This window comes from Capnocytophaga stomatis, from assembly GCF_002302635.1.
Lineage (GTDB): Bacteria > Bacteroidota > Bacteroidia > Flavobacteriales > Flavobacteriaceae > Capnocytophaga > Capnocytophaga stomatis.
On record NZ_CP022387.1, the window covers coordinates 2,790,549 to 2,816,538 of the forward strand.

A 25,990-nucleotide genomic window follows, 5' to 3' on the forward strand; every position below is an offset into this window, starting at 1 on the left:
TCCATATTATGTGTCAATCTTATTTGGGTGGAAAATATGAGTGATATTTTTCAAATAATTCAGCATCGATTCTATTTCTTTCAATAAGTTCTTCCATAGAATTGTAGTTTAATAAATTCTTTGTCCTTGCAGTAGTTGTCCAAGTACTTTCAGGAAGATTATATTGTGCAATTCCTGTTGCTAAAATGTTAAATAGAGATTGATTCATTTCTTTATTATCCTTAAAGTGTATATTTATATCCAAATCAGCTAATTTTTTTTCAATTTCCTTTCTTACTTTTTGGAATTCTTTATCGTCTATTTGATGTTTGCTATCAACAGCAGTGTTATCATAGGACATGTATTGATAAAATTTCCATTGATTAAACATTGCGTTTGCATTTTTTATTGAGTGATAAATTGAGTATACTTCTGACGCAATTCCTTGATAATTCAAGGCACTAATGACTGTGTGAAGTTTTATTTTTATTTCCTGATTAGAAAGATTTTTTATTACTTCAATGGTTTTTAAAAAATATTTATCTTTTCTATCCCTATTTCTTCCGATTAGTAGCAGTGTTTCGTCATTATTGCTGTCAATATTGATAGAAACTTCATCAATAATACCTTTCATCATTTTAGCTACATTTTGGGTAAGATAGATGCCATTTGTGTATAACTTTATATTTAAATTTTTTTCAGGGTCTTTTGACTTAAATTGTTTCATAAAATTCAAAAGTTGCAAAAACTCGTTAGGAGCACTCTTACCTATTATTAAGGCTTCTCCCCCCGAAATAGTCAATGATCGAAATTTTAAGTTATGGTATAAGTGGTATATGAGAGCCTTCTTTTCAGAAAGACTAAGTTCTTGTTTTAATTGATACGGAGCATTTTCAAGTATACAATAGGAACAAGATAAATTGCATCTTGCTGTTATCATATAGTATCCCTTATAATATTTTATCATTTTATTACTTTTTTATTGCATTATATCGGACGGAATTATTCTTTGAACTATTTTTCATGCTAATCTAAATAATCCAACTTGCTAATTATAAATAAAAAAGCGAAGCAAAAGTTTTGTAGTTTTGTGTTTGGCTATAAAAAACACAATTCCAATGCTTTGCAAAGACAAAATTACAGCTATTTTTTGTTTATTGATGACATTTTAAAAGAAATTTATCCTATTGAAGATAAATGCTGTAAAATCAGTGATAGTGAGGACTTAAATTCATCAAAGCACAAACCTCAGAAATACTCAAATACATCTTCTTGTTTAAAGGCTCTATATCAGTACTTTCAGAAATATTATTAACTTTCAAAACTTTTTTTCAACAGATTGTTCTTCCTTTACTTTTTCAAGTTTTTCTTGTTTTATCCTTTGTTTATAAGCCTTTTGACTACACTTATGAGACAATACTTCGTGTAAAAAGTTTTTGCTATAAACTGTTCTTTACAATGAACACAAATACGTTCAACTCTGATGTTACTACTCATTTTTATTATTGTGTTTCTTTACATTATCGTGTCGCAAAACTCAACCGAAATTTGTTTCAAGACGACAAGTAATTTAAACGTAAAACACAAAAATCAGATAAACACTTGTAAAACTAAAAGTTACATCACATTTATCTGATTAAAAAAACAGCTAATTGATAATTAGCTATTCACTTTATTTAGAAATCATTACTTCTCTTTTCTCAATAGTTTAGCTATCTTCAACGCTTGTTGTTTTGCTTGACGCATCGTTTCCTCTTTCGTTAAACCACTGTTGTAATTTTGAATACGAATCCCCTGCAATATTGCTCTCTGTTGTTGTTCGACCCAACTTTGAGGTAGATCAAGTTTGTCCGCAGTTGTGGTAACACTGTCGTATAGTTGCTTTTGTTCGTCGGTTAAGGTTGTAATAATATCTTCTTTTTCCATTGAATATTATATTTTTATGTCTATTTATTACTACTGCTTACTTTTTATCCTCTCTGCGTTAATAATTAATATCTGTGTATTTACGATTATCTTCCATTATTTAGCAGTATTTACGATTGATAATTTCTCCATAGTGTCTCAGTACACTCTCAAAAATTTGTTTCAAAACAATATAGTATCCAAATTAGTAACTCAAAAAAGTAATAATAAACAATACAATGTATCAAAATGTAACACAAAAAAATTTGATAATCCCCTATAAATCTGAAAAATAACTCCGCATTTAATTGATATACAACAACTTGACTTTCATTATCCTATTTGCCGATACAGAAATTCGCAAATATATTTCCGAGTACTTCGTCATTGGTAACTTCGCCGGAAATAGTTCCCAAGTGATACAAGGCTTCGCGAATGTCGATGGCGAGAAGGTCGCCCGAAAGATTCATTTCCAAACCTTCTTGAACTTTTATAATTTCAGAAAGGGCATTAGAAAGTGCTTCGTAATGACGTGAATTACTAATAATTATATTGTTTGCAGAGGACGTAAAACTTTCAGCATACGTTGCAAGTTCTGATTTCAATATGTCAATATTTATATTCTCCTTAGCAGAAATTCCCAAAATAATATCAGTGTATTTAGGGACAAGCTCCGACTTTAATCTTTGGTCAAACTCTCCAAATTCACCACTTGATAAATCTACTTTGTTGTGCAAAAGAATAATTTTTAAGTCTTCTCGATATACTTCTTTCACAAAGTCGATAACTTCCTGAGGCTGATTATCTAACTCATCGTAGAGATATAATAAAACATTGGCTTGAGCAATCTTTTCTTTGGCTTTTTTCACTCCGATTTCCTCAATTTTATCTGAAGTTTCACGGATACCTGCCGTATCAATGAATCGGAAAGCTGTTCCGCCGATGTGTAATACTTCTTCAATGGTGTCACGCGTTGTTCCCGCAATGTCCGAAACAATCGCTCGTTCCTCATTTAAAAGAGCATTCAAAAGCGTCGATTTCCCTGCATTAGGTTTGCCTACAATCGCTACCGGAACTCCATTCTTTATAACATTTCCCGTTGCAAACGAGTCCATCAAACGTTTAATTGCCTTCTGAATCTTTGAAAGCAGCGTGCGAAATTGATTTCTATCAGCAAATTCTACATCTTCTTCGGAAAAATCAAGTTCCAATTCAATCAAAGATGCAAAATTCAACAGTTCAGCACGAAGTTCTTCGATTTCAGATGTAAAACCTCCTCGCATTTGTTTCATCGCAATGGCGTGAGAAGCTTCACTGTCAGAAGCAATAAGGTCAGCCACAGCCTCAGCTTGTGACAAATCCATCTTTCCATTTAAAAATGCCCTCAAAGTAAACTCTCCCGCCTTTGCTAATCGACATCCTTTAGCAAGACAAACTTTTATCACCTGCTGAATGATGTAACTACTTCCGTGACAAGAAAACTCCACCGTAGGTTCTCCTGTGTAGGACTTCTTTCCTTTAAAAATCGTAGCCAGACACTCGTCAATGACAGTTCCATAATCAAAAAAATAGCCCAAATGAACTGTATGTGAATCCGAATTAGCTAAACTTCTTCCGCTATGTGCTTTAAAGACACTATCGGCAATTGAAATGGCGTCCTTACCTGATATTCTGATGATTGCAATAGCTCCACTCCCTGAAGCAGTTGCCAGTGCTATGATAGTTTCATTCATTTCTTTCTAATTTTTTATATTTAAAAGTCCATTTTTAATTAAATTCATTGAAAGATTATAGTCAAAAAAATATTTTATTTTTTAATTTATTATTGAATTTAATTATTTATAGATTAAAAAATTATATTTTCATATTATTTCTTTATAGTTCAGAACAAAAACTAATAAATCATCATTGATTTTTTGAATATTATATGTATTATAAAATAAATCCAAAATTCAAGCTATTTTAATTTACTAAAATAAATACATTTCATCTTATGCAATTAATCTATTTTAATAAATTATACTTAAATTACTCAATGCAATAACTTTAAATAATTATTTTTAAACTAATTCACCCAATGCAATAAGTTTATTTTACTAATTTAAATTTACTACATTGAGTGCAATGAATTTATTCTACTGATTTAAATCTATCACATCAAACGCAATATATTTATTTTATTAAATTAAACTTATTGTATTGGGTGAAATAAATTATTTTTAGTCTTTTACTGAAAAATCAGTTATTGTTTTATATATTTCATCTATTATTTTAATTGATTTTCTAAAAAGGATTAAATAGTTTACTCCTTTTATATATCAATCTTAAAGATGATTTAATTAGTTTAGTAGCAAAAAAGAAAAAGAATAGCTATTTTTATAAAGCAATCACAACCTCTACACCTCGTTTTTCCAATTCTTCAACGAATTCCGGGTCGATGGAAGCATCTGTAATCAACACATCTATTTTTTCCACATAACATATAAATCCAAATCCTCGTCGGTGTATTTTTGAAGCGTCAGCAAGCACAATCACCTGGTCAACTCTTTCCAACATTTTTTTGTTCAAATGAGCCTCTCCTGCGTTTGTGGTGCTTATACCAAAATCAAGGTCAATTCCTTCGATTCCTAAAAAGAGAGTTGTGCAAGAAAAATTATTCAGTGTTTCTTCTGCCAAAGCTCCTATCGTGGAAGTAGAATTCTTGCGGACTTCTCCTCCCAAATGTATCGTATTGATATTTTGCTTTTTACAAACATCCAAAGCCACCCGAAGCGATGGAGTGAGAACCGTAATGTTTTTATTATCAGGAAGTTTTTGTGCTAACAAATGAATCGTTGTACCTGAAGAAAGAATGATAAAATCTCCCTCTTTCACATAATCCAATGCTTTATTTGTGATTTTTTGTTTTTGTTCCACATTAAGCATTTCTTTTTCCGAGACGGTTTGGTCAAAAACATATCTTCCTTGTTTGCTCGCTCCTCCGTGTGTACGATGAAGATAACCTTCTTGTTCTAAGAGAGTTAAATCCTTACGAATTGTCACTACAGATACATTTAACCTCTCGCTTAATTCATTTACACTGATGTATTTTGTAGTCTCTAAAGCTTCTACTATTTTGATTTGACGTTCATTAAGAGCTTTCATAATTTCTATTTATTAAAGATTTTAAACACTATTACAAGAAAACTTATTATAAATTCTTTTACAACAGATTTTTATTCAAATTCCGAAGTAAAATGCAATTTCACGTTTGGATATTTTTGTTTTACCATTTCGATAGAAAATGCCGAATCTGCCAAGAAAACACGCTGTCCTTGCTTGTCGCGAGCCATATATTTTTGTTTCACACGAAGAAAATCCTGAAACTCGGCATCTTTCGGATTTTCTGGCTCTTCCACCCAACAAGCTTTGTGTATCGGGAAGGTTTCATAACTGCATTTAGCTCCGTATTCGTGTTCCAATCGGTATTGGATAACTTCATATTGTAACGCACCAACCGTTCCGATGACTTTTCGTCCGTTGAAATCAAGTTTGAAAAGCTGTGCCACACCTTCGTCCATCAGCTGGTCAATGCCTTTTTCCAATTGCTTGGTTTTCAATGGGTCGGCATTATTGATATAACGGAAATGTTCCGGAGAGAATGACGGAATTCCCTTAAATTGAAGTACTTCACCTTCCGTTAAAGTATCCCCGATTTTGAAATTTCCGGTATCGTGAAGTCCTACAATATCACCGGCATACGAAATATCAACTACTTCTTTTTTCTCTGCAAAAAAGGCGTTCGGGCTTGAAAATTTCAGCTTTTTGCCGTGACGAACGTGCAAATACGGTTTATTTCGCTCAAAAGTTCCCGAAACGATTTTCACAAACGCCAAACGGTTGCGGTGATTCGGGTCCATATTCGCGTGAATTTTGAAAACAAATCCGCTAAAAGTATTTTCATCAGGGTTTACCACGCGTTTATCGCTGGCTTTGGAACGAGGCGACGGAGCAATTTCAACAAAACAATCCAAAAGTTCACGAACTCCAAAATTATTCAACGCCGAACCAAAGAAAACAGGCTGTTGCATTCCGTTTAGGTACGCTTCTCGGTCAAAAGGCGGATATACTTCGTAAACTAATTCCAATTCGTTACGTAAATTTTCAGCCGATTTCTCACCGATGATTTTATCCAATTCAGGGTCGTTTACATTGTCAAAAGCAATGGTTTCTTCAATATTTTTTCGGCTATCACCTGAAAACAAATTGATATTTTTCTCCCAAATATTGTAAATTCCTTTGAAATCGTAGCCCATCCCAATAGGGAAGCTCAGTGGCGTAACCGAAAGTCCTAATTTTTGTTCTACTTCATCCAAAAGGTCGAAAGCGTCTTTTCCTTCACGGTCTAACTTATTGATAAACACAATTATCGGGATATTTCGCATACGGCAAACTTCTACGAGTTTTTCGGTTTGTTCCTCAACCCCTTTGGCAACGTCAATCACAACAATTACACTATCAACCGCCGTTAAGGTACGGAAAGTATCTTCGGCAAAATCCTTGTGACCGGGCGTGTCTAATATATTGATTTTGTAATCTTTATAATTGAATGCTAAAACCGAAGTCGCTACCGAAATTCCGCGTTGGCGTTCAATTTCCATAAAGTCGGAAGTAGCTCCTTTTTTGATTTTGTTGCTTTTAACGGCACCTGCCTCCTGAATGGCACCCCCGAAAAGTAGTAATTTCTCGGTAAGGGTGGTTTTTCCCGCATCAGGGTGGGCAATCACGCCGAAAGTTCTGCGTTTTTGTATTTCTTGAAGTATAGACATTTACAAATATTCTTGTTTAAACAGATTCCGAACGCAAAATTAACGTATTTGATTTATTTATACAAGAATGAACGTATTTTTATCACATTTTCATTTTTTGTTCGAAATATAATTTTTATCTTTGTCCAACACCAAAAAATATTATTTGATGAACAGATTTGTACTATTTGTCGTTTTTATTTGTTGTTTGAATGTTTTTGCTCAGGAAAAAAATACGGAAGTCGCTTTACCTGATAAAAACACGGAAAGAGGAATGCGTAACCCTTTTCGAAGAATGTATCAGGAATTTGCCTCACCGAATCAGTACCGAACTGCTTCGGGGGCTCCTGGACCAGCGTATTACCAACAACAAGCCGATTATGTTATGCAAATAGAACTTGATGATGAGAACCAAAAATTACACGGAAAGCAAACCATTACTTATCATAACAATTCTCCTGAAAGTTTGGAATATTTGTGGCTACAATTAGACCAAAATAAGTTCGCTGCTGAATCTCCATCGAAAAAAAGAGATACAAAATTGGTAAAACCTTTCTACGAGCCGAAAGAGTTTGTGCATACTTTTATGACGCTCCCTTTTGAAGGCGGATTTCAAATAGAAAACGTGAAGGATATTAATGGAAAATCTCTTCCTTATGTTATCAATCAAACAATGATGCGTGTTGATTTGGACAAGCCTTTAGCTCCGAATACAAAGATAACTTTCTCAATTCAATGGAATTACAAAATAAGTGATTATAAAAAAACAGGTGGGCGTTCGGGTTATGAATACTTCGAAAAAGACGATAATTACTTGTATGTAATTGCACAATTCTTCCCGCGTATGGCTGTGTACAACGATGTGGAAGGCTGGCAGAATCAGCAATTTTGGGGCAATGGCGAGTTTGCTTTACCTTTCGGAAATTATGATGTTTCAATCACAGTTCCGTCTGACCACCTTGTTGAAGCCACCGGTGAGTTACAAAATCGGAAAGAAGTTTTCACGCCGGAAATGTTAAAACGATATGCTTCGGCAGAAAAATCTTTCGACAAACCTGTAATTGTTGCCACACAACAAGAAGCAGAAGCAAGAGAAAAAAATAAAGCTAAAACCAAGAAAACCTGGCGGTTTAAAGCTCAAAATGTACGTGATTTTGCTTTTTCCACTTCCCGAAAATTCATCTACGATGCGATGGCTGTAAAAATTGGCAGTAAAAACGTAATGGCTATTTCGTTATATCCGAAAGAAAGTAATCCGCTTTGGGAACAATTTTCTACAAAGGTTGTTGCACATACTTTGAAAACATATTCCAAATACACTTTGGATTTTCCGTATCCTAAAGCCGTATCAATCAGTGCGGAAGACCAAGGAATGGAATATCCAATGATTTGCTGGAATCACGGACGTCCCGATCTGAACGGATTTACTCCAATGGATGTAAAATTTGGAATGATTAGCGTGATTATTCACGAAGTAGGGCATAATTTCTTCCCAATGATTGTAAATTCAGATGAACGCCAATGGGGATGGCTTGATGAAGGTTTCAACACTTTTCTGCAATATTTAGCAGAACAGGAATATGGTAAATTATATCCGCAAGATATCGCTCCTTATAAGTCCTATCCTTCCGAAAGAGGTTTTCCTGAGCAAATTACAAATTATATGTCAGGCGACCCTGCTTATTTGGAGCCTATTATGTCTAATCCTGAAGAAATTACACAATTAGGGCAAAATGCATATAGCAAACCCGCTGCAGGATTATCCATTTTACGAGAAACCATTATGGGACCGGAGCTTTTTGATTTTGCTTTCAAAACATACGTTCAACGCTGGAAATTCAAACACCCAACACCCGAAGATTTTTTCAGAACGATGAGCGATGCTTCAGGAGTGGAATTGGATTGGTTTTGGAGAACTTGGTTTTATACCACTGATTATGTGGATTTAGGAATTAAGTCCGTGAAGCAATATCAAGTTTCGGAGCAACCAAGTAAGGAGGTTAAAGAAATGCTTCAGCAAAGAAATATCAAGGTTAGCGACTTAGTTCCTTTAGTACATTTGGTTCCAAAAGAAGACCCCGCCTATAAAGCAGAAAATACCGAAAAAAGTGTAATTGAACTCTCCACACCATTAAGTGATTACATTGCCGATAATCGCAGTTTGGAGGAGCAAGCCGTATCACCTCAGCCGAATTATTTCTATGAAGTTACTTTTGAAAAACTTGGAGGCGTGCCAATGCCAATTCTGTTGGAAATTAATTACAAAGACGACACATCGGAAATGATGAAGTTCCCCGTACAAGTTTGGCGATTGAACAATAAAGAATTCACTTACGTTATAACTTCCAACGAACCCATAAAGTCTTTTTCCATTGACCCTCAAAAGGCTACAGCGGACATTAATAAAGAAAACAACACTTTTATTATCAAAGACTAACGCAATCATAAACAATTGCTATCATTGCAAATAAAAATATTCAGAAAATGAAAAAAATACTTTTAGCAAGTACCTCAACCGTTTACGGAGGGACATATCTCTCTTATTTACAAGAAGAATTAGCTCGTTTTTTTAAAGGAATCGATGAAATTGTATTTATTCCGTATGCCAGACCAAATGGAATTTCGCACGATGAATACGCCGAAATTGCTCAGAAAGGTTTTTCTTCCATCGGAAAGAAAATCATAGGATTACATTCATTTGAAAACCCCGAAAAAGCCCTCAAAGAAGCAAAAGCTATATTCACAGGAGGCGGAAATACCTTTCTGCTTGTAACACAACTTTACAAACTGAACCTGATGGACACACTTCGTGAAGTGGTTGAAAACGGAACACCTTATATGGGAACAAGTGCCGGAAGTAACATTGCCGGACAAACGATGCAAACCACCAATGATATGCCAATCATTTATCCGCCAAGTTTTAAAACGCTCGGGCTTGTGCCTTTTAATTTGAATCCGCATTATCTTGACCCTGATCCAAATAGTAAACATAAAGGCGAAACGCGCGAAACTCGTATTAAAGAATTTCATAAATTAAACGATATTCCTGTTGTGGGACTTCGGGAGGGAAGTTGGATTTGTGTTGAAGATAATAAAATCATTCTCAAAGGTGATTTGACTGCACGAGTATTCTTAAAAAATCAAGAACCTAAAGAAGTTTCCGAACTGGTTTTTTAAGTCAAATTTTTCTTTTTTGTTGCCCGTCACTTCGAGTGATTTACGAAAATGAAATGAAGTAAATCGTATCGAGAAGTTCTAAAATAAGTTCTCGATACGAATTTTATTTCCACTACGCTACAATAAAATTCACTCGAACTGACTGTATTTTTCGCTCAAAAAATTAAAATAATCGTGAAATAAAATTAATAAAAACCTCAATAAAAAGAATCTCATTTCAATTTATTGAGCTTTTTTGATGCGTAAAAATATTATTCTATAACTTGTATTATATACTAAACCTGTCTAAACTTTTTAAGAGGAAAATTAAAAGTTCCAAGAATTTTTAGCATTTTTGTTTTGCATAACAAAATGAAAATCAAGGAACTTTGAGCAAAGATATAATAAAAAAATGGATTATTTCCCATTTGAGTATTGGAAAAAGAGGATTTAAAACAAAATTTGATTTATCATTAATTTTTCTTCTGATAGTCAAACGATTAAAAACAGGTTGCCAGTGGAGGGAACTTCCGGTAGAAGTGTATTTTAAAGACCAAAAAATAAGCTATCAAACAGTCTATTATTATTTCAATAAATGGAGTAAAGATGGTAGTTTTAAGCGAATTTGGCTTAATTTGTTGCTTGAGAATCGGAGAAAATTAGATTTATCAAGCGTCCAACTTGATGGTAGTCATACTCGATGTCGAATGGGAGGACAATCTGTTGGTTATCAGTTAAGAAAAAAGTCAAAGACCACGAATTCTATCTTTCTGTGTGATAATTTGGGGCAAATTTTAGCAATGGGTAGTCCAAAATCCGGTAATCATCACGATTTGAATAATATAGACTTTGTTTTAAAAGAGATTTTGAATCTTTTGGAGGAAGCGAAAATAGAGCATAAAGGCTTGTTTGTCAATGCAGATGCAGGTTTTGATAGCCGAGACTTAAAAAGTTTTTTACAGGAAAAAGAAATAATACCTAATATCAAACAAAATCCCAGAAATGGACAAAATGAAAATATTTATTTTGACGAAGAATTATATAAAAATCGGTTTAAAATAGAGAGAAGTTTTGCGTGGCTTGATGGTTTTAAAGGATTGATTATAAGATATGAAACCCTAAACACAACTTGGATGGCTATGTTGTATCTAGGGATTATACTAACATTTATTCGAAAAGTTTAAACAAGTTTACTGTTAAAATTGTTACTTTATCGGAAAAATTATTAGTATTTTTTATTGCGTACTTTTGGCTTGAACCAAAAGTACCAAAAATTCAAGGCTTTAGCTTCTTCACTAAAAATCAATTCATTTCGCCGAAAATCTCCAAACTCGCTTCGCTCAAACAACGGATATTTTCTACACTACATTTATTGATTTTTTTAACGTTTCGTATCTAATGCCATTAAATAGACCCTCAAAAAGATTACAGAAAATTAAAAAATAAAGATTTATAAAAAATTTAATTTCAACTTATTGAACTTTTTCGGTAATATATAGGGGATAAAGAAACCTACAAAACATACAACTACAAAAAAAGCCCGAAAAACATTAAAAATTAAGAAGTTACAACAAAAAAGCCCGAAAATGAACAAAAAACAAAATGTACAAAACTGTACATTTATATGCAAAAATTGTCGCTTTTTTATGCAAGTTATTGTACAAATGTAAGCCTTTTGTACAGCCCCACAAAGAAAACCCCGTAAAATATACAAAACCCCAATAAAACAAGCCCTTTTGGGGCTTTTTTTATGCTTTGACACTACCTTTTTAGGGCCTGCCGACCGACCATTTGCGTGACCCCCGAAAACAATTAGACAAAAAACCTGTTAAATACGTTCCAATGGGATTTTCATACGAACGAGAAAAGATGAAAAAAAAGCAAATAATAATTAACAAATAATAATTTAACAATGAGCAATATAGATTTATCGCAGCTTACCGATGAACAACGCAAAGAACTCATCAAACAAGCTAAGGAATTAGAAAAAGCCGAGAAAGCACGTATCAAAAGCGAAAAGCAAATCGCCGAAGGATTGAAAAACGAATTGGTATTGTCAAACATTGATTTTATGATTGATACACGAGGCGGTGTCGAAAACCGAATAGTTAAAATGTTTGGCGATGTGGAAACTATTTTGAAAATAGAAGCCGACCTTTACAAAAACAAAAATCAAGACCAAGACAGTTTTTCACACACATTGCCCGATGGTTCGGCTTACCTCAAAATAGGTTGGAACACCAAGCCCGTGTACAACGGGACGGAAATGCACGGAATCAGTAAGTTAAAAACCTTTATGGCTTCTTTGGCTGGCGAATCCGAGAATGAAAAATTATTGATGAAAATGCTAAATGCACTCCTAAAAACAGATGCTCAGGGCAATTATAACGCTCAAAAAGTAAGAATGTTAGATGGAATGAGAAATGAAGCCAACAGTGAATTATTTAATGAAGCGATGGACATTTTGAGAGATGCCGTGATTGACATTCGCACGTCCCGATATGTACGAGGTTGGAAAATGGTTGATTTTGGTAACGGGATGCAAAAACGGGTAAATTTTAATTTTTCAATTGATTAAAAGCGATTCACGTAGGGGCGAAAAATGTTTCGTCCTTACATTAAACAACCTTTAAAAACCATTTAAAATGCAACAAAGTTATGTGAAATATGAAGTTGCCAAACTTCTTAAAAAGCAAGGTTTTAATGAGGAATGCACCTCGTTTTATTTGAAGGGAGATAAGACGCTCCGCTTCACTGAAAAACCCCTAAAAGACGTTGGTGAAGCAGTGATATTAGCACCTACAATGATCCAATTCTGGGATTGGCGTCCATCAGCAAATAAATAATTAAAAATGAGTCAATATGAAAAAATCAAACGAAATGATTTTAGCACTTAAGGAATGGTACGAAAGCCGAAGAAGTGCTTTGAATGAAATTTTGCAATCAGACCAAATTACATTAGAATCTGAAGATGGGAAGACGATAAACATTCCAAATGAAGATGTAAAGGGTTTTAAAATGGGAATTTTAACTGTATTAGATGTTTTTACGGGTCAGCTGGACGCGCTCGGCAAACGTTATTTTTCCGCTCTTTTTGCTTTGCGGATTCTTGACCCTAAACGACAGTACCACAGCCTATTGCCTAACGCCTGTTGCCTATTGCCTCTTGGGTCTGGCTTTGTTTTTCGGGTTTATTTATTTCGACCTAAAACCGCTCACCGATGCCGATTATGATTATTTAGATGAGGTTCAGCGGTTTATGTACGACTATAAAAATTACCGAAACCCCGAACCGCTGGAAAAATACAATAGCACTTGGACGTTTTGGGTCAATCCTTTGGCAGTTATCTCATTTCTAATACTTTACTTATGCAGCTAAAAAAATCAAAACGCAGTATTAAATTTCTCGTAATTCACTGCACCGCCACGCCCGAAGGGCGGGAGCATTCCGTAGCTGATATTGACCGCTGGCACAAGCAAAGGGGTTTTACCGAAATCGGCTATAACTATGTAATTCAGTTAGATGGCACTATTCAAACAGGGCGTGATGTGGACAAAACGCCCGCCCACGTTGAGGGGTTCAACAAGGAAAGCATCGGCATAACTTACGTGGGTGGGGTGGATAAAAGCACGTTCCGCCCCAAAGATACCCGTACCGAAGCACAAAAAAAGGCTTTAACCTTGCTACTCTGGACAGCAAGGGAATGTATTTACGTAATAATTTGGCTTTTTTACTGGGTGATGTGGATGTTTTTCAAGTAAATACCTATCGGTATATTTTTCCGCTGTGTAAATGTTTTAGGTATAATAAGCCCGCACAGCCTTACCCCGCATATAACAGAGGCACAACGCCTTTTGAGTGGCAACGCAACCGCAAACTCATTAAAGAGAGGCTGATTAAGTTCATAAGTGAATTGGAATAAAAAACACGGCTAAAATGCCGTGTTTTTGCGTTTTTTTGAATATATTTGCAGTAGTGATGAAATTCCGAAAAAATGTACATTTCATTTTGAATTTTGGTACATTTCATTTTGCGGAATATAGTAAATAAAATACTATTTTATAATTTGTTTTATCTCCCTAAAAAATATCCGTACTTCCTTTTCCTTCACGTATTACCACAGGTTCGCTACCCGAAAGGTCTATCACAGTTGATGCTATATTGTCACCGTATCCTCCATCTACTACGATATCTACTTTATTCTGCCATTTTTCAAATATAAGTTCGGGGTCGGTAGTGTATTCAATTACGTCGTCTTCGTCACGTATGGAAGTAGATACTATCGGGTTGCCTAATCGTTCCACAATTATCCGAGCGATGTTATTTTCCGGAATGCGGATACCTACCGTTTTTTTCTTTTTAAAAGCCGACGGAAGATTATTATTTCCGGGCAAAATGAATGTATAAGGACCCGGCAAGGCTCTTTTCAAAATCTTGAACGTACTTGTATCAATCTGCTTGACATAATCCGAAAGATTGCTCAAATCAGGACAAATGAACGAAAAATTAGCTTTTTCCAACTTAATTCCTTTAATTTTTGCAATCCTTTCCAAAGCCTTCGCATTTGTAATATCGCAACCCAAGCCATACACCGTATCCGTCGGGTAAATTACTAAACCACCATTGCGGAGAACTTGCACCACTTTTGCAATTTCTCTCTCATTTGGGTTTTCATTATAAATTTTTATAAAATCTGCCATAATTCTGTTGTTTTTGTTGTTTATGTATATATTAAAGTTAGTTTTTGCTTTTGCGAATCAAAAGTACTAAAAAAGTTGTTTATTTTTTAATTTGATATGTAATTTCTTTTGAAATATTTTTTTCTTGCTCATTTTTACGATAGAAAAAATCTGAATTTTTGAGATATAACAAGTGTTTTGAATAAGGCTCCGACTTCGCTTAGCCTGACAGAGTTAGTTTTTATTATTATATGAAAAATGAAAAGTTTATTCTGACTGCGGGAACCTTTCGTAAAGTTACAGAAGATTTATTCTTATTGCGGGAACCTTCCGTAAAATTACAGAAGGTTTATTCTGATTGCGGGAACCTTCCGTAAAGTTACAGAAGATTTATTCTGATTGCGGGAACCTTCCGTAAAGTTACAGAAGGTTTATTCTGACTGCGGGAACCTTCCGTAAAGTTACAGAAGGTCTATTCTGACTGCGGGAATTAAATTCATAAGTGCAAAAGGTTTATTCTGACTGCGGGAATTAAATTCATAAATGCAAAAGGTTTATTCTAACTGCGGGAATTAAATTCATAAATGCAAAAGGTTTATTCTAAATATTTTTTATAAGGCTTCGACTTCGCTCAGCCTGACAGAGTGAGTTTTTATTATTAAACTTGTTTAAACTTTTCGAATAAATGTTAGTATAATCCCTAGATACAACATAGCCATCCAAGTTGTATTTAGGGTTTCATATCTTATAATCAATCCTTTAAAACCATCAAGCCACGCAAAACTTCTCTCTATTTTAAACCGATTTTTATATAATTCTTCGTCAAAATAAATATTTTCATTTTGTCCATTTCTGGGATTTTGTTTGATATTAGGTATTATTTCTTTTTCCTGTAAAAAACTTTTTAAGTCTCGGCTATCAAAACCTGCATCTGCATTGACAAACAAGCCTTTATGCTCTATTTTCGCTTCCTCCAAAAGATTCAAAATCTCTTTTAAAACAAAGTCTATATTATTCAAATCGTGATGATTACCGGATTTTGGACTACCCATTGCTAAAATTTGCCCCAAATTATCACACAGAAAGATAGAATTCGTGGTCTTTGACTTTTTTCTTAACTGATAACCAACAGATTGTCCTCCCATTCGACATCGAGTATGACTACCATCAAGTTGGACGCTTGATAAATCTAATTTTCTCCGATTCTCAAGCAACAAATTAAGCCAAATTCGCTTAAAACTACCATCTTTACTCCATTTATTGAAATAATAATAGACTGTTTGATAGCTTATTTTTTGGTCTTTAAAATACACTTCTACCGGAAGTTCCCTCCACTGGCAACCTGTTTTTAATCGTTTGACTATCAGAAGAAAAATTAATGATAAATCAAATTTTGTTTTAAATCCTCTTTTTCCAATACTCAAATGGGAAATAATCCATTTTTTTATTATATCTTTGCTCAAAGTTCCTTGATTTTCATTTTGTTATGCAAAACAAAAATGCTAAAAATTCTTGGAACTTTTAATTTTCCTCTTAAAAAGTTTAGACAGGTTTATTATATAAAGAAAAGAAGATTTTTTCTGAATGTTTTGAATAGGGCTTCGACTTCGCTCAGCCTGACACAGAGTGAGTTTTTTATTCAAATAAAAAAGCGGAAAGTTTATCTAATCAGAATAAACCTTCCGCAAAAAGAAACATAAATAAAAAAATTTGCTTTATTTCAACTTTTTGTCAAGAATACGATTCATAAAGTCCTGCATAAAGGCTTTAAGGTCGGTAATGCCTTCTTCAATTTCCGGATTATTTAATTTATTCTGCAAGTTGGTTTTCAGGTCTAAGTCTGTTTTGTCATAAACTCCAATGATATTTCCTTTTATATCAGCTACATAAATATAGTTTCCTTGCATTAATTGATAGAAGTTGCGGCTCATAACATACGCCCGACGAGGTTCATCTTTCTCTGAAAACAAACTTCTTCCCCACGAACGGAATGGTTTTTCATACCCGACCAAATCCACCAACGTCGGAAACATATCAATTTGTTGTGCCAATTCATCTGAATTTCCTTGCGGAATTAAGTTTGGATTCGGACTGTAAAAAATAATCGGAATCTTATAATACGCTATTTTCTGTTTGTAATAATCATAGAAAGATATTGCGGGGTGGTCAGCCACGAAAGCAAAAATTGTGTTTGCAAACCATTTTTCCTTTTTAGCACTTTCAAAAAATTTCTGTATGGAATAATCAGCGTAAGCGACGGCATTGTGCATCGGGATATCTCCTTTATTAAACCGATGTTCGTATTCTTTCGGAAACGTATAAGGTTCGTGCGAAGAAAGCGTGAATATTGTTGCCAAAAAAGGAGATTTCATTTTGCTTATTTCCTTTTGACTGAATTGCAAAAAAGGCTCGTCGTGTATTCCCCAGCTTCCGTTATGCTGGCTATCATCGTTAAATTCGGTTCGCCCCAAATAACTTTCAAACCCGATTTGTTTGGTAAATCCGCTAAAACCCATTGAACCGTTAGTGGCTCCGTGCAAAAAGGCTGTTTCGTACCCTAACTCGCTGAATATATTGGCAATTGAAGCGATTTCCTGTTGAGAATGCGGCGAGGAAGCCAGTGCTACCTCAAAAGTAGGGATACCCGCCGTAATTGCCGAAATGCCTTCCATAGAACGACTTGCATTGGCGTAAACATTTGAGAAATAAAATCCGTTTTGTGCCAAAGAATCCAAAAAAGGAGTGTATGATTTGAAGTTGGGAATGTTTTTATTTTTGTTGAAAATATTAAAATACTCTGCACCCATTCCCTCCAAAATGAATAATACTACGTTGGGTTTGTTTTCTACCTTTCGGCTGTATTGTTTTATCGGTTGGATATTTTTTTGGATATAATCTTCCGAAACGAAATCATATTTTCGGAAAAGGTCATTATTCCCCAACATTCTGATAATACAAAAAGGTGTATTTAATATCACATTCACCTGCGAGAGGTCATTAGCGTACTTATTTGCATCGGTAATTGTTATAGGGATAGTTCCTTTTTTGAAAGGCATTCCGCGTATTCCAAGCAGAAATAAGGGCGTTAAAAGAGCCATAATAACTACGGAAAGCCCAAAATAAATCAGTTTGTTTTTAACCTGAAATGTATTGATTTTTACTTTTCTGTATAAGAAAATCCAAAAAGCAACCAAAATGATAAAAGCCACAAATACAAACCAATGCCTTGTTAAAAATCCGAAAAGAAGTGTTAGTTTGTTTTCCTCATTTGCAGCGAAATTCCAAGCACTTAACGTAAGCCGAGAGCGATTGTATTCAAAGAAAACAATATCAATGAAGTTGAGTAAATATGCGGGAATATTCGTTAGGAAATATATCCAAAAAACTATCTTTTGATAACCTTTGGAAGTGTTTATCCAAAGTGGTAATAAACTAACCAGAATAAAAAGTAAGTTTACGTAAATAATTGCAGACGAATCAAATAACAAACCATAAAAAGCCAGTCTGAAAAATTCCGAAATACTTTCAATTGATATTATATCTCTGTTGAAAATATAAAACAAAGTTCTGGCGAAGAAATAAAACAGATAGGCTAAAAAAAGTCTGTAAAACAAAACTTTATATTCCCCAAACCGAATGTTTTTCATAAAATGATTGATTGTATTAAATAACTGCAATATCACAGCCGACAAAGCTACAAAAAAGTTATGTAAACGAGTTTAAATCCTTAAAAAAGTTAAATAACGAAATTCCGAATGAAGTTTTTGAGCCAATGACTATAGAAAGTATTGATTTTGCGGGTCGGAAAATAAATCTTGGAAATAACTGTTATTGGATGAACGTAAATACTGTTCAGTGTCCTTACTACGGTGAAATGAATTGGTCTGTACACAAAACTTACGAAAGTGCCAAAAACACAATCGAAAATTTAAGAAGATGAACAACAAATATCAAATGCTGACCGCTAAATGACAGAAAAAGCCCCAAGCAACTCAATCCTGCTTGGGGCTTTTTTCAGATTTTTAAAATATGAGTGAAGTTGTTATTTAGCACTTATTTTGGCACTATATACACTCCAATTTTCAGCACTTTTATAAGTTTCTTCGCTACCCGAAGGTACATAAATATGTTCTAACGGGTTTTTATCTCCGTCGTTATAAAAGAATAGGTAATCCCAGAGGTAGGGAGGTGTTGTTGATTTGAGTGTAAGGATTCTTAGTCCAGTACAATTCCTAAATACGTAATCTCCAAATTCTGTTACCGAAGCTGGAATGGTGATTTCAGTCAGTTTGTTACATTTGTCGAACACCGCATTAGAAATAGTTGTAAGTCCTTCCATTAAGGTTACATTTGTTAGTTCAGAACATTCAGAAAACATATTGGCGTTTAGTACTTTAACTCCTGAGGGAATGGTAAATTCAGTCAGTGCTTTACAACCTGCAAAAGCAGCATTTCCAATTTGCGTAACTGTATTAGGTAAAGTAATGTTTCTTAACTTAGTACATCCATTAAAAACTAAATCGCCTATTGCGGTCAATTCATTAGAAAATGTGATAGTTTCCAAACTGTTACATTTTCCAAAAAGGCTATTTGGAAAGGTTTTTACTCCGTTAGGCACAGCTATCGAGGTAAGGGCGTTACACTCCAAAAAGGCAGAGTCACCTAATTCGGTTAGTGCATCTGGAAGAGTTATCGAAACAAGCCCTCGGCAACTATGGAAAGCTCCATCGCCTATTGAAGTAACTCCTTCTGGAACTACGATATTTGTTAAAGCGACACAAGATTCAAATGCACTTTCTCCAATGGTTTTCAAGCCTTCGGGAAGTATTATAGAGGTCAGCTCTCTCTTCGTAGAAAAGGCTCTTCTACCTATGTTAGTAACCTGACTTAAAATAGGGTCAGACTGCATATCTACCTCAGTAACACCATCATTAAGCCATCGAACAAGAGTAGTACCATCGGTACTCAATTCGTATTGGTCTTCTGGGACTTTTACGAAAACCTTAACTGTCACGGTAAGTTCTTTTGAGGTTTTGGTATCGGTAACAGTAACGGTTACTTGCCCTTTGGCAAGGGGAGTAAGTGTTATTTCGCTTCCTTTTACGGCTACGGTAAGTACTTGCTCATCGCTGGAAGTTGACTTGTAAGTACCACTTCCAGATTTTGCTGTAACCGTAGCGGTTTCTCCCACAGCTACGGAAACTTCTGTTTTGTCCAACACAAATGCGGTAACGGTTACCTTTACGGTAGCTTTTTTGTCTTTGCTATCGGTGATGGTAAGGGTGCTTTCTCCTGATTTTTGCCCTGTTACGGTAACGACATTATCTTTGATGGTTGCCGTAACATTATCATTATCAGCAGAAACCTTGTAAGGCACATTTCCAGAAGTGATTTTTACTTCTTTGGTTTCGCCTTCTAAAATGGCAAGTGTTTCGCCTTCAATTTTAAGTTCGTGAATTTTAATAGGTTCTGTTCCTTTTTCGTCTTTGGTGCAAGACACAGCACCGATGAAAACAAGAAACATCAGTGCATAAAGAATGGTTGCTTTTTTCATTATAAAATATTTAATTAAAATTTAACAGGGGCAAATATACTTATTTAAACTGAATAAATATAATGTTTTTTGTAAAAAATGTATGAAGAAGCAATATTTTTTTATCGTTTGTGCAAGTAAAATCGAGTTTATTTGCTGAATATATGTATTTTGACAACGCCCATAGTTTTCTTCACAGTAATATTTTCCCATTACTTCCTTCAATCTGATTTGAGCAAAAAACATTTTCCCATTGCTTTCTTCAGTTTGATTTGCCTTTTGGGAAATTTTTCTACGGATATAAAATATACTTTTTGAAGAAAGAAAAGGATGTTTTTTAATTTTCCAAGTCTGTATGTCTGGTATAAAACAAAAAATCTTAGCTTAAATTTTACTTTTAAACTAAGATTTTTCTTCTTTAATAGTTGCGATTTTAAAGTGTTTCTTTAAGCCATCTGAAAAAGTTTCGTTGCCAGAATAAACCATTTTGAGGCTTCAGTACCCAGTGGTTTTCATCGGGGAAGTAAAGTAATTCGCTTTTTATACCTCTAACTTGTGCAGCGGTAAAGGCTTGAAGTCCTTGTTCTTTCGGAACTCTGTAATCTTTTCCTCCGTGAATAATCAGTATCGGAGTATCCCAATTTCCAACCAAATTGATAGGATTAAAATCTCGGTATGATTTTTTTGCAGCTTCATTGTCTTTTTCCCAATATGCACCTCCTATTTCATTGTTATTGAAAAATAATTCTTCCGTTGTTCCGTACATACTTTGCAAATTGAAAACTCCGCAGTGAGCGATGAATGATTTGAATCGTTTGTTGTGAATTCCAGCTAAGTAAAACACGGAATATCCGCCGTAACTTGCCCCGATTGCACCTAAACGTGAGGTATCTACGTAATTTTCTTTTGAAATATCATCAATGGCGGAAAGATAATCCTTCATCACTTGTCCTCCCCAATCTTTACTAATTTGGGCGTTCCATTCCACACCAAATCCAGGCATTCCACGTCTGCTTGGGGCGATGACTATGTATCCTTGTGAAGCCATTAATTGAAAATTCCATCGGAAGCTATAAAACTGTGTAAGAGCAGATTGCGGTCCTCCTTGGCAATAGAGTAATGTGGGATATTTCTTTTCAGGATTGAAATCAGGAGGATAAATAACCCAAGCGAACATATCTTTCCCATCGGTTGTTTTTATAATTCTTTCTTTTACCTCACATTTTGCGATAGATTTGTACATATCATCATTAATATGAGAGAGTTGCGTTACGTCCAAGAAAAGTTTTTTCTTTGATTTTTTAGTAAGATTGACGGTGTAAATCTCAGCAGCCCGATTCATATCAGTACGCGTTACCACCAGTAAATCTCCCGCCTGACCTACAATTCCGTTAATATCGAAGTTACCTTTTGTTAATTGTTTTGGGGTAGGTTTTTCGTCAAACGGATTTATTTCAAAAACTTGTTCTGTTCCGTCTGTTGCGGCAAGGAAGTAGATTTTCTTTCCGTCATTGCTCCAAATGTAACTGAAAACAGTGTTGTCCCAATGTTCTGTGATATTTTTTTTCTGTCCGTTTTGAAGAATAACCAAATCATTTTTATCTGCTTCGTTGCCATCTTCTTTCATACTTAGCCAAGCCAGAACTCCGTTTTTGTTAAACGAAGGACGTGTGTCGTATCCCATCATTCCTTCGGTAATATTCGTTGTTTTGCCACTTTCTGTATCGTATTGATAGATATCGGTATTTGTACTAAGAACATAATCAGTTCCTACTTTTGCTTTGGTAACGTATAAAACTTTTGTTCCGTCATTGCTCCAGATATAATCTTCACTTCCTCCGAAAGGTTCTTGCGGAGAATAATAAGGAAGATTTTCCATAATATCTATTTGTTTTCCATCTTTAATATTTTCAATAAATACGTGATTGAACGTTCCGTCCGTCCATTTATCCCAATGACGATGGTCTAACGATTTGTAAACTTGCCCAGTTGATTTATCCAAATCTTGATAAAAGTCTTTTGCAAAAACAGAATTGATTTTTACTGCTTTGTGAATCAATTTCTTATCTCCCGAAGCATTTATTTTTTCGGTGACTTTTTTTGTTTCTTCTTCGGAAACCGGAATAGGAACGCCACCTTTCACAGAAAGTTTGTAAAATGCCTTTTTGAAAGAATTATCTTCCATATTAGGTTTTGACACACTGAAGAAAACATAATTTTTATCAGAACTCAGCCCAATTGCCCCAACTCTGTTCAGCTCCCATAATTTTTCGGGTGTTAATGGTTGTTGTGCGGTGATAAAATTTGCAATCATTCCCGCAACTAATGTTATAAATCCTTTTTTCATACAAATTACTCTTTAATAATTTGGGGGTAAAGGTAATAAATATTTGAAAAATGAACTTATTAAATCAAGAGCAAAAAAAAATTGATAAAAGTCTTTGAAAATTAAAATATAAGAATTAACTTTGCTGGCGAAGGATACAATCTTTGTAGCTTTACACCGAATGAAGAATGTAATAATTACAGGAACCAGCAGAGGAATAGGCTTAGAATTAGCAAAGCAATTCGCTAATTTGGGGCATAGAGTGTTAGCCTTATCAAGAAATGTACAACCTTTGCAGGATTTCAATCATAAAGACATAGAGTTTTTTCCTTTTGACATAACATCAGAAGAGGATTTGAAGCAAGTTTCTTGTTTTTTATCCGAAAAATGGAAAAAAGTAGATGTTCTTATCAATAATGCGGGTAAATTAGTTAATAAACCTTTTGAAAAACTTACTCGTGAGGATTTTTTTCAGGTTTATGACGTAAACGTATTCGGAGTTGCCCGACTTGCTCAAGCGGTGATTCCGTTTATGGAAAGAAACTCGCACGTGGTTACCATCAGCAGTATGGGAGGCATTCAAGGAAGTTTAAAGTTTGCAGGTTTGGCGGCTTATAGCTCATCGAAAGGTGCTGTGATTACGCTTTCTGAGCTTCTGGCTGAAGAATATAAAGAAAAGGGAATAGTTTTCAACGCTTTGGCTTTAGGTGCCGTACAAACTGAAATGCTCTCTGAGGCTTTTCCGGAGTACAAAGCCAATACAAGTCCTGAGAGTATGGCGAAATATATCGTTGATTTTGCCCTGAATGCGAATAAATTATTTAATGGGAAAGTAATTCAGGTTTCCAATTCAACGCCTTGACAGATTATAAGATAAAAAAGATAGAGTGAGAAATAAATGAAGTGAGAATTAAATGTAAGGGAGATTTGTGAAGAGAGATTATGTAGAGTGATTAGCAGAGCAGAGGGAAAAATGAAGGAGAAATGCGTGAAAAGGGCTATTCCGTACGGAATAGCCTTTTTTTTATCTGTATCTTCTTTCCAAAGGAATGACAAAACCTAAGTTAATATTAGCATTGAGGCTGTTTTTAGGAATGTATTGTTCTGATAAACTTCCGAAAAATCGGTCTGAACCTATGTAGAAATTAAATCTTGGAGTATAAAAACTAACCATTCCGCCAAAAGTAACACTATCGCTTGTAGCAGAAGTACTTAACGAAGCCTCAAGCCAATCAATCGGACGAATGTTTGCAGAAAACATCATCTGTGAAAAGCTGTAGATATCGTTAAATCTGTGGGAAAACAGCACTCCAAAATGTAGCTTATCGTAAGAAGGAACCACATAATCCGCACCCAAATTAATCGTAGCAGGAAGCATCTTTCCTACGTTTTTTTTTCCGTCATAGTACAAAGAAAGCATCCGAGCAGTTTCAATTTTTAATCTGTTCATTTGGGCAGAAACGGTTGGCGATTCCGTTGGATTGTAGTGAGAAAAATCCTTGAAGCCATCAAATACCCAATTTCCTTTTGACGAAGCTAAATTCGCATTTTTCCACACTATATAACCTACATCGGTTAAAGAAGCGGATAAAGTAAGTTCTTCAATGAATGGAGTTTTGTAGGTAACGCCCATATCTAAAGCAATTCCTCTTCCGGGCAGACCAAAAGTGGGGTCGGATAAGTCATTTACTCTCGGTTTGTTATTTGATGGGTTTTGAGGTTGTAAGCCTGGGTCGTCGCTATATCTGAGGTGCGAGTTAAGCACCGCCGTTGTCAGTTCAGTGTCACCGTCAATGTTCCAATATCTTCCTGCGGAAGAAATATTGAAATGATTCATTTTAAATTCTCCGTAACTTGCACCGATTAAGACCTTTAATTTTGCCCCAACCGAAAGCCTTCTGCTGAGTTTGCGAGAGTGTCCCAGAACTAATTCTGCGTATGTTTCCGATTTCATCCCTAATTTCTTAAAAGAATAGTTCTTTTTTGAAGCAGGCGATTTCATAAATACAAAAAGATGATGCGGAAAAATTCCGTAGTTGTTGGAACGCAGATTAACCTCTACCAAATTCATTCCGTTGAAGGCGTTGAAGGCTACGGAAAGCAGGTTGTAATTCAAATTGGCATTGATAGTTACATTGTTTTTTATCTTTTTAAGAAAATCTTTTCCGTCAACGGAAGGATGCAAAAACGTTACCAAACGATTATCCTGGTTTCCTTCAAGCGGATACAAAAACGTGGAATGTCCGTTCTTTCCTCGCGTACCAATATTGATATTTCCCATCAGAGGGACAGCAACATACGGTTTGTCAAGCAACGCCGGATTCATTTGATGCCTAAAAGCGGACGTTTCCATAAAGTACGAAGAGCGTAACTCCTGAGCAATGCTCCCCAACGCAGAAAAACTGAAAGCAAGTAATAAAATCTTTTTCATTGACAAATCAATTAAAATTGTGGGTAATATTTCCTTTGAATTTTTATTTAACAAAAATTTTCCGAACCGATAATTTTCCTTACAAATCAACCCTAAAAAAACAAAAATACCATAATAAAATTATTCTATCAAGCTGGTTTTTATGTATTTTAGGTTGTTTTGGGGCAAAACTATGAAAAAAGAATGGCTTTTCACAAGCTTTTTTAGTTAAAATAAATGGAATTAGTGAAGAAATATCTCAGCAAGTTACATCTACCAGAAGAAAAGTAATTATGAAAAATATTTTTGGATATATTTTTATATAATTTAAAATTAAAACAAACTATTTTTTTGATATAATCTTTTGATTTTAAATAGAAACAAGATAATATATTAAGAAATAATCAATAAATGGAAATAGTTAGAGATATTTTCATAAATAAATGTCTATTCTAAAAATAAATTATTTTCAGAAGTATTTCTTTTTAATGAATTATAAAATAATTTCCCCTAAAAAAGTTTTGCAATCAAATCGATTATGATGGTAAAGAGCATTGCAACTCCGATTAAAAAATTAAATCCGGTACTGTAGAAGAAACCAATGATAGAACCTTTCATTGATTTGAAAGCTTTGCTTGTATCTTGGCTGTCGTGCAGTAATTCTCCAACAAAAACTCCAACAAACATTCCTATTAAAAATCCTAATGGAATCGGGATGAAAAAGCCAATGAGCATTCCTATAATTCCTCCGGCACTTCCCCAGTTTGTTCCTCCATATTTTTTATTTAATTTTATAGGAATAATATATTCCAGAAGCAATGAAATTATGGTCAAAATAGAAAACACCCAAAGATATACGTTTGACAATTCAGCTCCATTTCCAAAGAACTTATAAGCGAATAATCCTGCTAAACATAAAAGCAAACCAGGCAACATAGGAAGAATTGTTCCTATAATTCCAACAATAATTACTAAAATACTTAGTATTGTTACTGCAATTTCCATTTTTTTCAATTTTAAAATTTTACCCTACAAATATATTAAAAATTAATATCAATTCCAAAATGATATAATAGCTTCTTTTAAACTAAAATTACTTCAGAAATGTGATATAATTTCTCTAAATGATTTTAATTCTTACTAAAATATCATCTTAAAAGCCATTTTTTATTTCAAATTGATGAAAAATATCCTTTTTAGAGCTATTTTTATAT

General features: G+C 34.4%; 21 protein-coding genes. 9 read left to right on the top strand and 12 right to left on the bottom strand.

The features are described from left to right. Nucleotides 1-19: 19 nt before the first annotated feature. The 5 genes from CGC58_RS12415 to CGC58_RS12440 all read right to left on the bottom strand — a co-directional run bounded on the left by CGC58_RS12415 (nt 20) and on the right by CGC58_RS12440 (nt 6,692). The gene (locus CGC58_RS12415) at nt 20-946 is read right to left on the bottom strand and encodes a radical SAM protein (RefSeq protein ID WP_095897004.1); all 927 of its coding nucleotides are present in this window, start codon (nt 944-946) and stop codon (nt 20-22) included. Nucleotides 947-1,665: 719 nt separating this feature from the next. Beyond that, nucleotides 1,666-1,905, bottom strand: a complete 240-nt coding sequence (locus tag CGC58_RS12425) for a hypothetical protein (RefSeq protein ID WP_095897006.1) — start codon at nt 1,903-1,905, stop codon at nt 1,666-1,668. Nucleotides 1,906-2,222: 317 nt separating this feature from the next. Then, nucleotides 2,223-3,617 (bottom strand): tRNA uridine-5-carboxymethylaminomethyl(34) synthesis GTPase MnmE, encoded by a 1,395-nt coding sequence (gene mnmE / locus CGC58_RS12430; RefSeq protein WP_095897007.1) that lies wholly within the window; start codon nt 3,615-3,617, stop codon nt 2,223-2,225. Between the two features lie 643 nt (nt 3,618-4,260). Beyond that, nucleotides 4,261-5,028 (bottom strand): DeoR/GlpR family DNA-binding transcription regulator, encoded by a 768-nt coding sequence (locus tag CGC58_RS12435; RefSeq protein ID WP_095897008.1) that lies wholly within the window; start codon nt 5,026-5,028, stop codon nt 4,261-4,263. A 71-nt stretch (nt 5,029-5,099) separates the two neighbouring features. After that, nucleotides 5,100-6,692: a peptide chain release factor 3 gene (locus CGC58_RS12440; protein ID WP_095897009.1), complete on the bottom strand. Its 1,593-nt coding sequence runs from the start codon at nt 6,690-6,692 to the stop codon at nt 5,100-5,102. Between the two features lie 148 nt (nt 6,693-6,840). On the opposite strand from CGC58_RS12440, the gene CGC58_RS12445 reads away from it, so the two are divergent. The 7 genes from CGC58_RS12445 to CGC58_RS12475 all read left to right on the top strand — a co-directional run bounded on the left by CGC58_RS12445 (nt 6,841) and on the right by CGC58_RS12475 (nt 13,589). Next, nucleotides 6,841-9,108: a M1 family metallopeptidase gene (locus tag CGC58_RS12445; protein ID WP_095897010.1), complete on the top strand. Its 2,268-nt coding sequence runs from the start codon at nt 6,841-6,843 to the stop codon at nt 9,106-9,108. Between the two features lie 47 nt (nt 9,109-9,155). Then, nucleotides 9,156-9,848 (top strand): dipeptidase PepE, encoded by a 693-nt coding sequence (gene pepE, locus CGC58_RS12450; protein ID WP_095897011.1) that lies wholly within the window; start codon nt 9,156-9,158, stop codon nt 9,846-9,848. A 368-nt stretch (nt 9,849-10,216) separates the two neighbouring features. After that, complete coding sequence (locus CGC58_RS12455; protein ID WP_095894635.1) at nt 10,217-11,011, top strand: IS5 family transposase; 795 nt, start codon at nt 10,217-10,219, stop codon at nt 11,009-11,011. Nucleotides 11,012-11,739: 728 nt separating this feature from the next. After that, nucleotides 11,740-12,405: a DUF3164 family protein gene (locus CGC58_RS12460; protein WP_095897012.1), complete on the top strand. Its 666-nt coding sequence runs from the start codon at nt 11,740-11,742 to the stop codon at nt 12,403-12,405. 67 nt (nt 12,406-12,472) lie between these two features. After that, nucleotides 12,473-12,673, top strand: a complete 201-nt coding sequence (locus CGC58_RS12465; RefSeq protein WP_095897013.1) for a hypothetical protein — start codon at nt 12,473-12,475, stop codon at nt 12,671-12,673. A gap of 16 nt (nt 12,674-12,689) precedes the next feature. Beyond that, on the top strand, nt 12,690-13,061 hold the full coding sequence (locus CGC58_RS12470; RefSeq protein WP_095897014.1) for a hypothetical protein: 372 nt from the start codon (nt 12,690-12,692) through the stop codon (nt 13,059-13,061). Between the two features lie 135 nt (nt 13,062-13,196). Further along, a complete protein-coding gene (locus CGC58_RS12475; protein ID WP_095897015.1) occupies nt 13,197-13,589 on the top strand; it encodes an N-acetylmuramoyl-L-alanine amidase in 393 nt (130 codons plus the stop codon). Between the two features lie 318 nt (nt 13,590-13,907). Here the strand turns inward: CGC58_RS12475 and CGC58_RS12480 are convergent, their stop codons facing one another. The 3 genes from CGC58_RS12480 to CGC58_RS12495 all read right to left on the bottom strand — a co-directional run bounded on the left by CGC58_RS12480 (nt 13,908) and on the right by CGC58_RS12495 (nt 18,154). Further along, nucleotides 13,908-14,528 (bottom strand): L-threonylcarbamoyladenylate synthase, encoded by a 621-nt coding sequence (locus CGC58_RS12480; RefSeq protein WP_095897016.1) that lies wholly within the window; start codon nt 14,526-14,528, stop codon nt 13,908-13,910. A gap of 647 nt (nt 14,529-15,175) precedes the next feature. Beyond that, on the bottom strand, nt 15,176-15,970 hold the full coding sequence (locus tag CGC58_RS12485; protein WP_095894635.1) for an IS5 family transposase: 795 nt from the start codon (nt 15,968-15,970) through the stop codon (nt 15,176-15,178). Between the two features lie 252 nt (nt 15,971-16,222). After that, nucleotides 16,223-18,154, bottom strand: a complete 1,932-nt coding sequence (locus CGC58_RS12495) for an LTA synthase family protein (RefSeq protein WP_095897018.1) — start codon at nt 18,152-18,154, stop codon at nt 16,223-16,225. Between the two features lie 125 nt (nt 18,155-18,279). Between CGC58_RS12495 and CGC58_RS12770 the strand changes: the two genes are divergently transcribed. After that, nucleotides 18,280-18,447 carry a hypothetical protein gene (locus CGC58_RS12770; RefSeq protein WP_157909269.1) on the top strand — a complete coding sequence of 56 codons (168 nt, stop codon included), beginning with the start codon at nt 18,280-18,282 and terminating at the stop codon, nt 18,445-18,447. Between the two features lie 102 nt (nt 18,448-18,549). On the opposite strand, the gene CGC58_RS12500 is transcribed toward CGC58_RS12770, so the two are convergent. Together CGC58_RS12500 and CGC58_RS12505 are read right to left on the bottom strand one after the other, a co-directional pair. Beyond that, nucleotides 18,550-20,061, bottom strand: coding sequence for a leucine-rich repeat domain-containing protein (locus CGC58_RS12500; protein WP_095897019.1), 1,512 nt, complete (start codon nt 20,059-20,061; stop codon nt 18,550-18,552). 412 nt (nt 20,062-20,473) lie between these two features. Then, nucleotides 20,474-22,387, bottom strand: coding sequence for a S9 family peptidase (locus tag CGC58_RS12505; RefSeq protein ID WP_095897020.1), 1,914 nt, complete (start codon nt 22,385-22,387; stop codon nt 20,474-20,476). Between the two features lie 160 nt (nt 22,388-22,547). Here CGC58_RS12505 and CGC58_RS12510 point away from each other — a divergent pair, with 160 nt between their 5' ends. Then, on the top strand, nt 22,548-23,228 hold the full coding sequence (locus CGC58_RS12510; protein WP_095897021.1) for an SDR family NAD(P)-dependent oxidoreductase: 681 nt from the start codon (nt 22,548-22,550) through the stop codon (nt 23,226-23,228). Nucleotides 23,229-23,390: 162 nt separating this feature from the next. Here CGC58_RS12510 and CGC58_RS12515 read toward each other — a convergent pair whose 3' ends face one another. Next, complete coding sequence (locus tag CGC58_RS12515) at nt 23,391-24,797, bottom strand: DUF5723 family protein (protein WP_157909270.1); 1,407 nt, start codon at nt 24,795-24,797, stop codon at nt 23,391-23,393. Between the two features lie 489 nt (nt 24,798-25,286). Then, nucleotides 25,287-25,781 (bottom strand): DUF456 domain-containing protein, encoded by a 495-nt coding sequence (locus CGC58_RS12520; RefSeq protein WP_095897023.1) that lies wholly within the window; start codon nt 25,779-25,781, stop codon nt 25,287-25,289. Nucleotides 25,782-25,990: the final 209 nt, after the last annotated feature.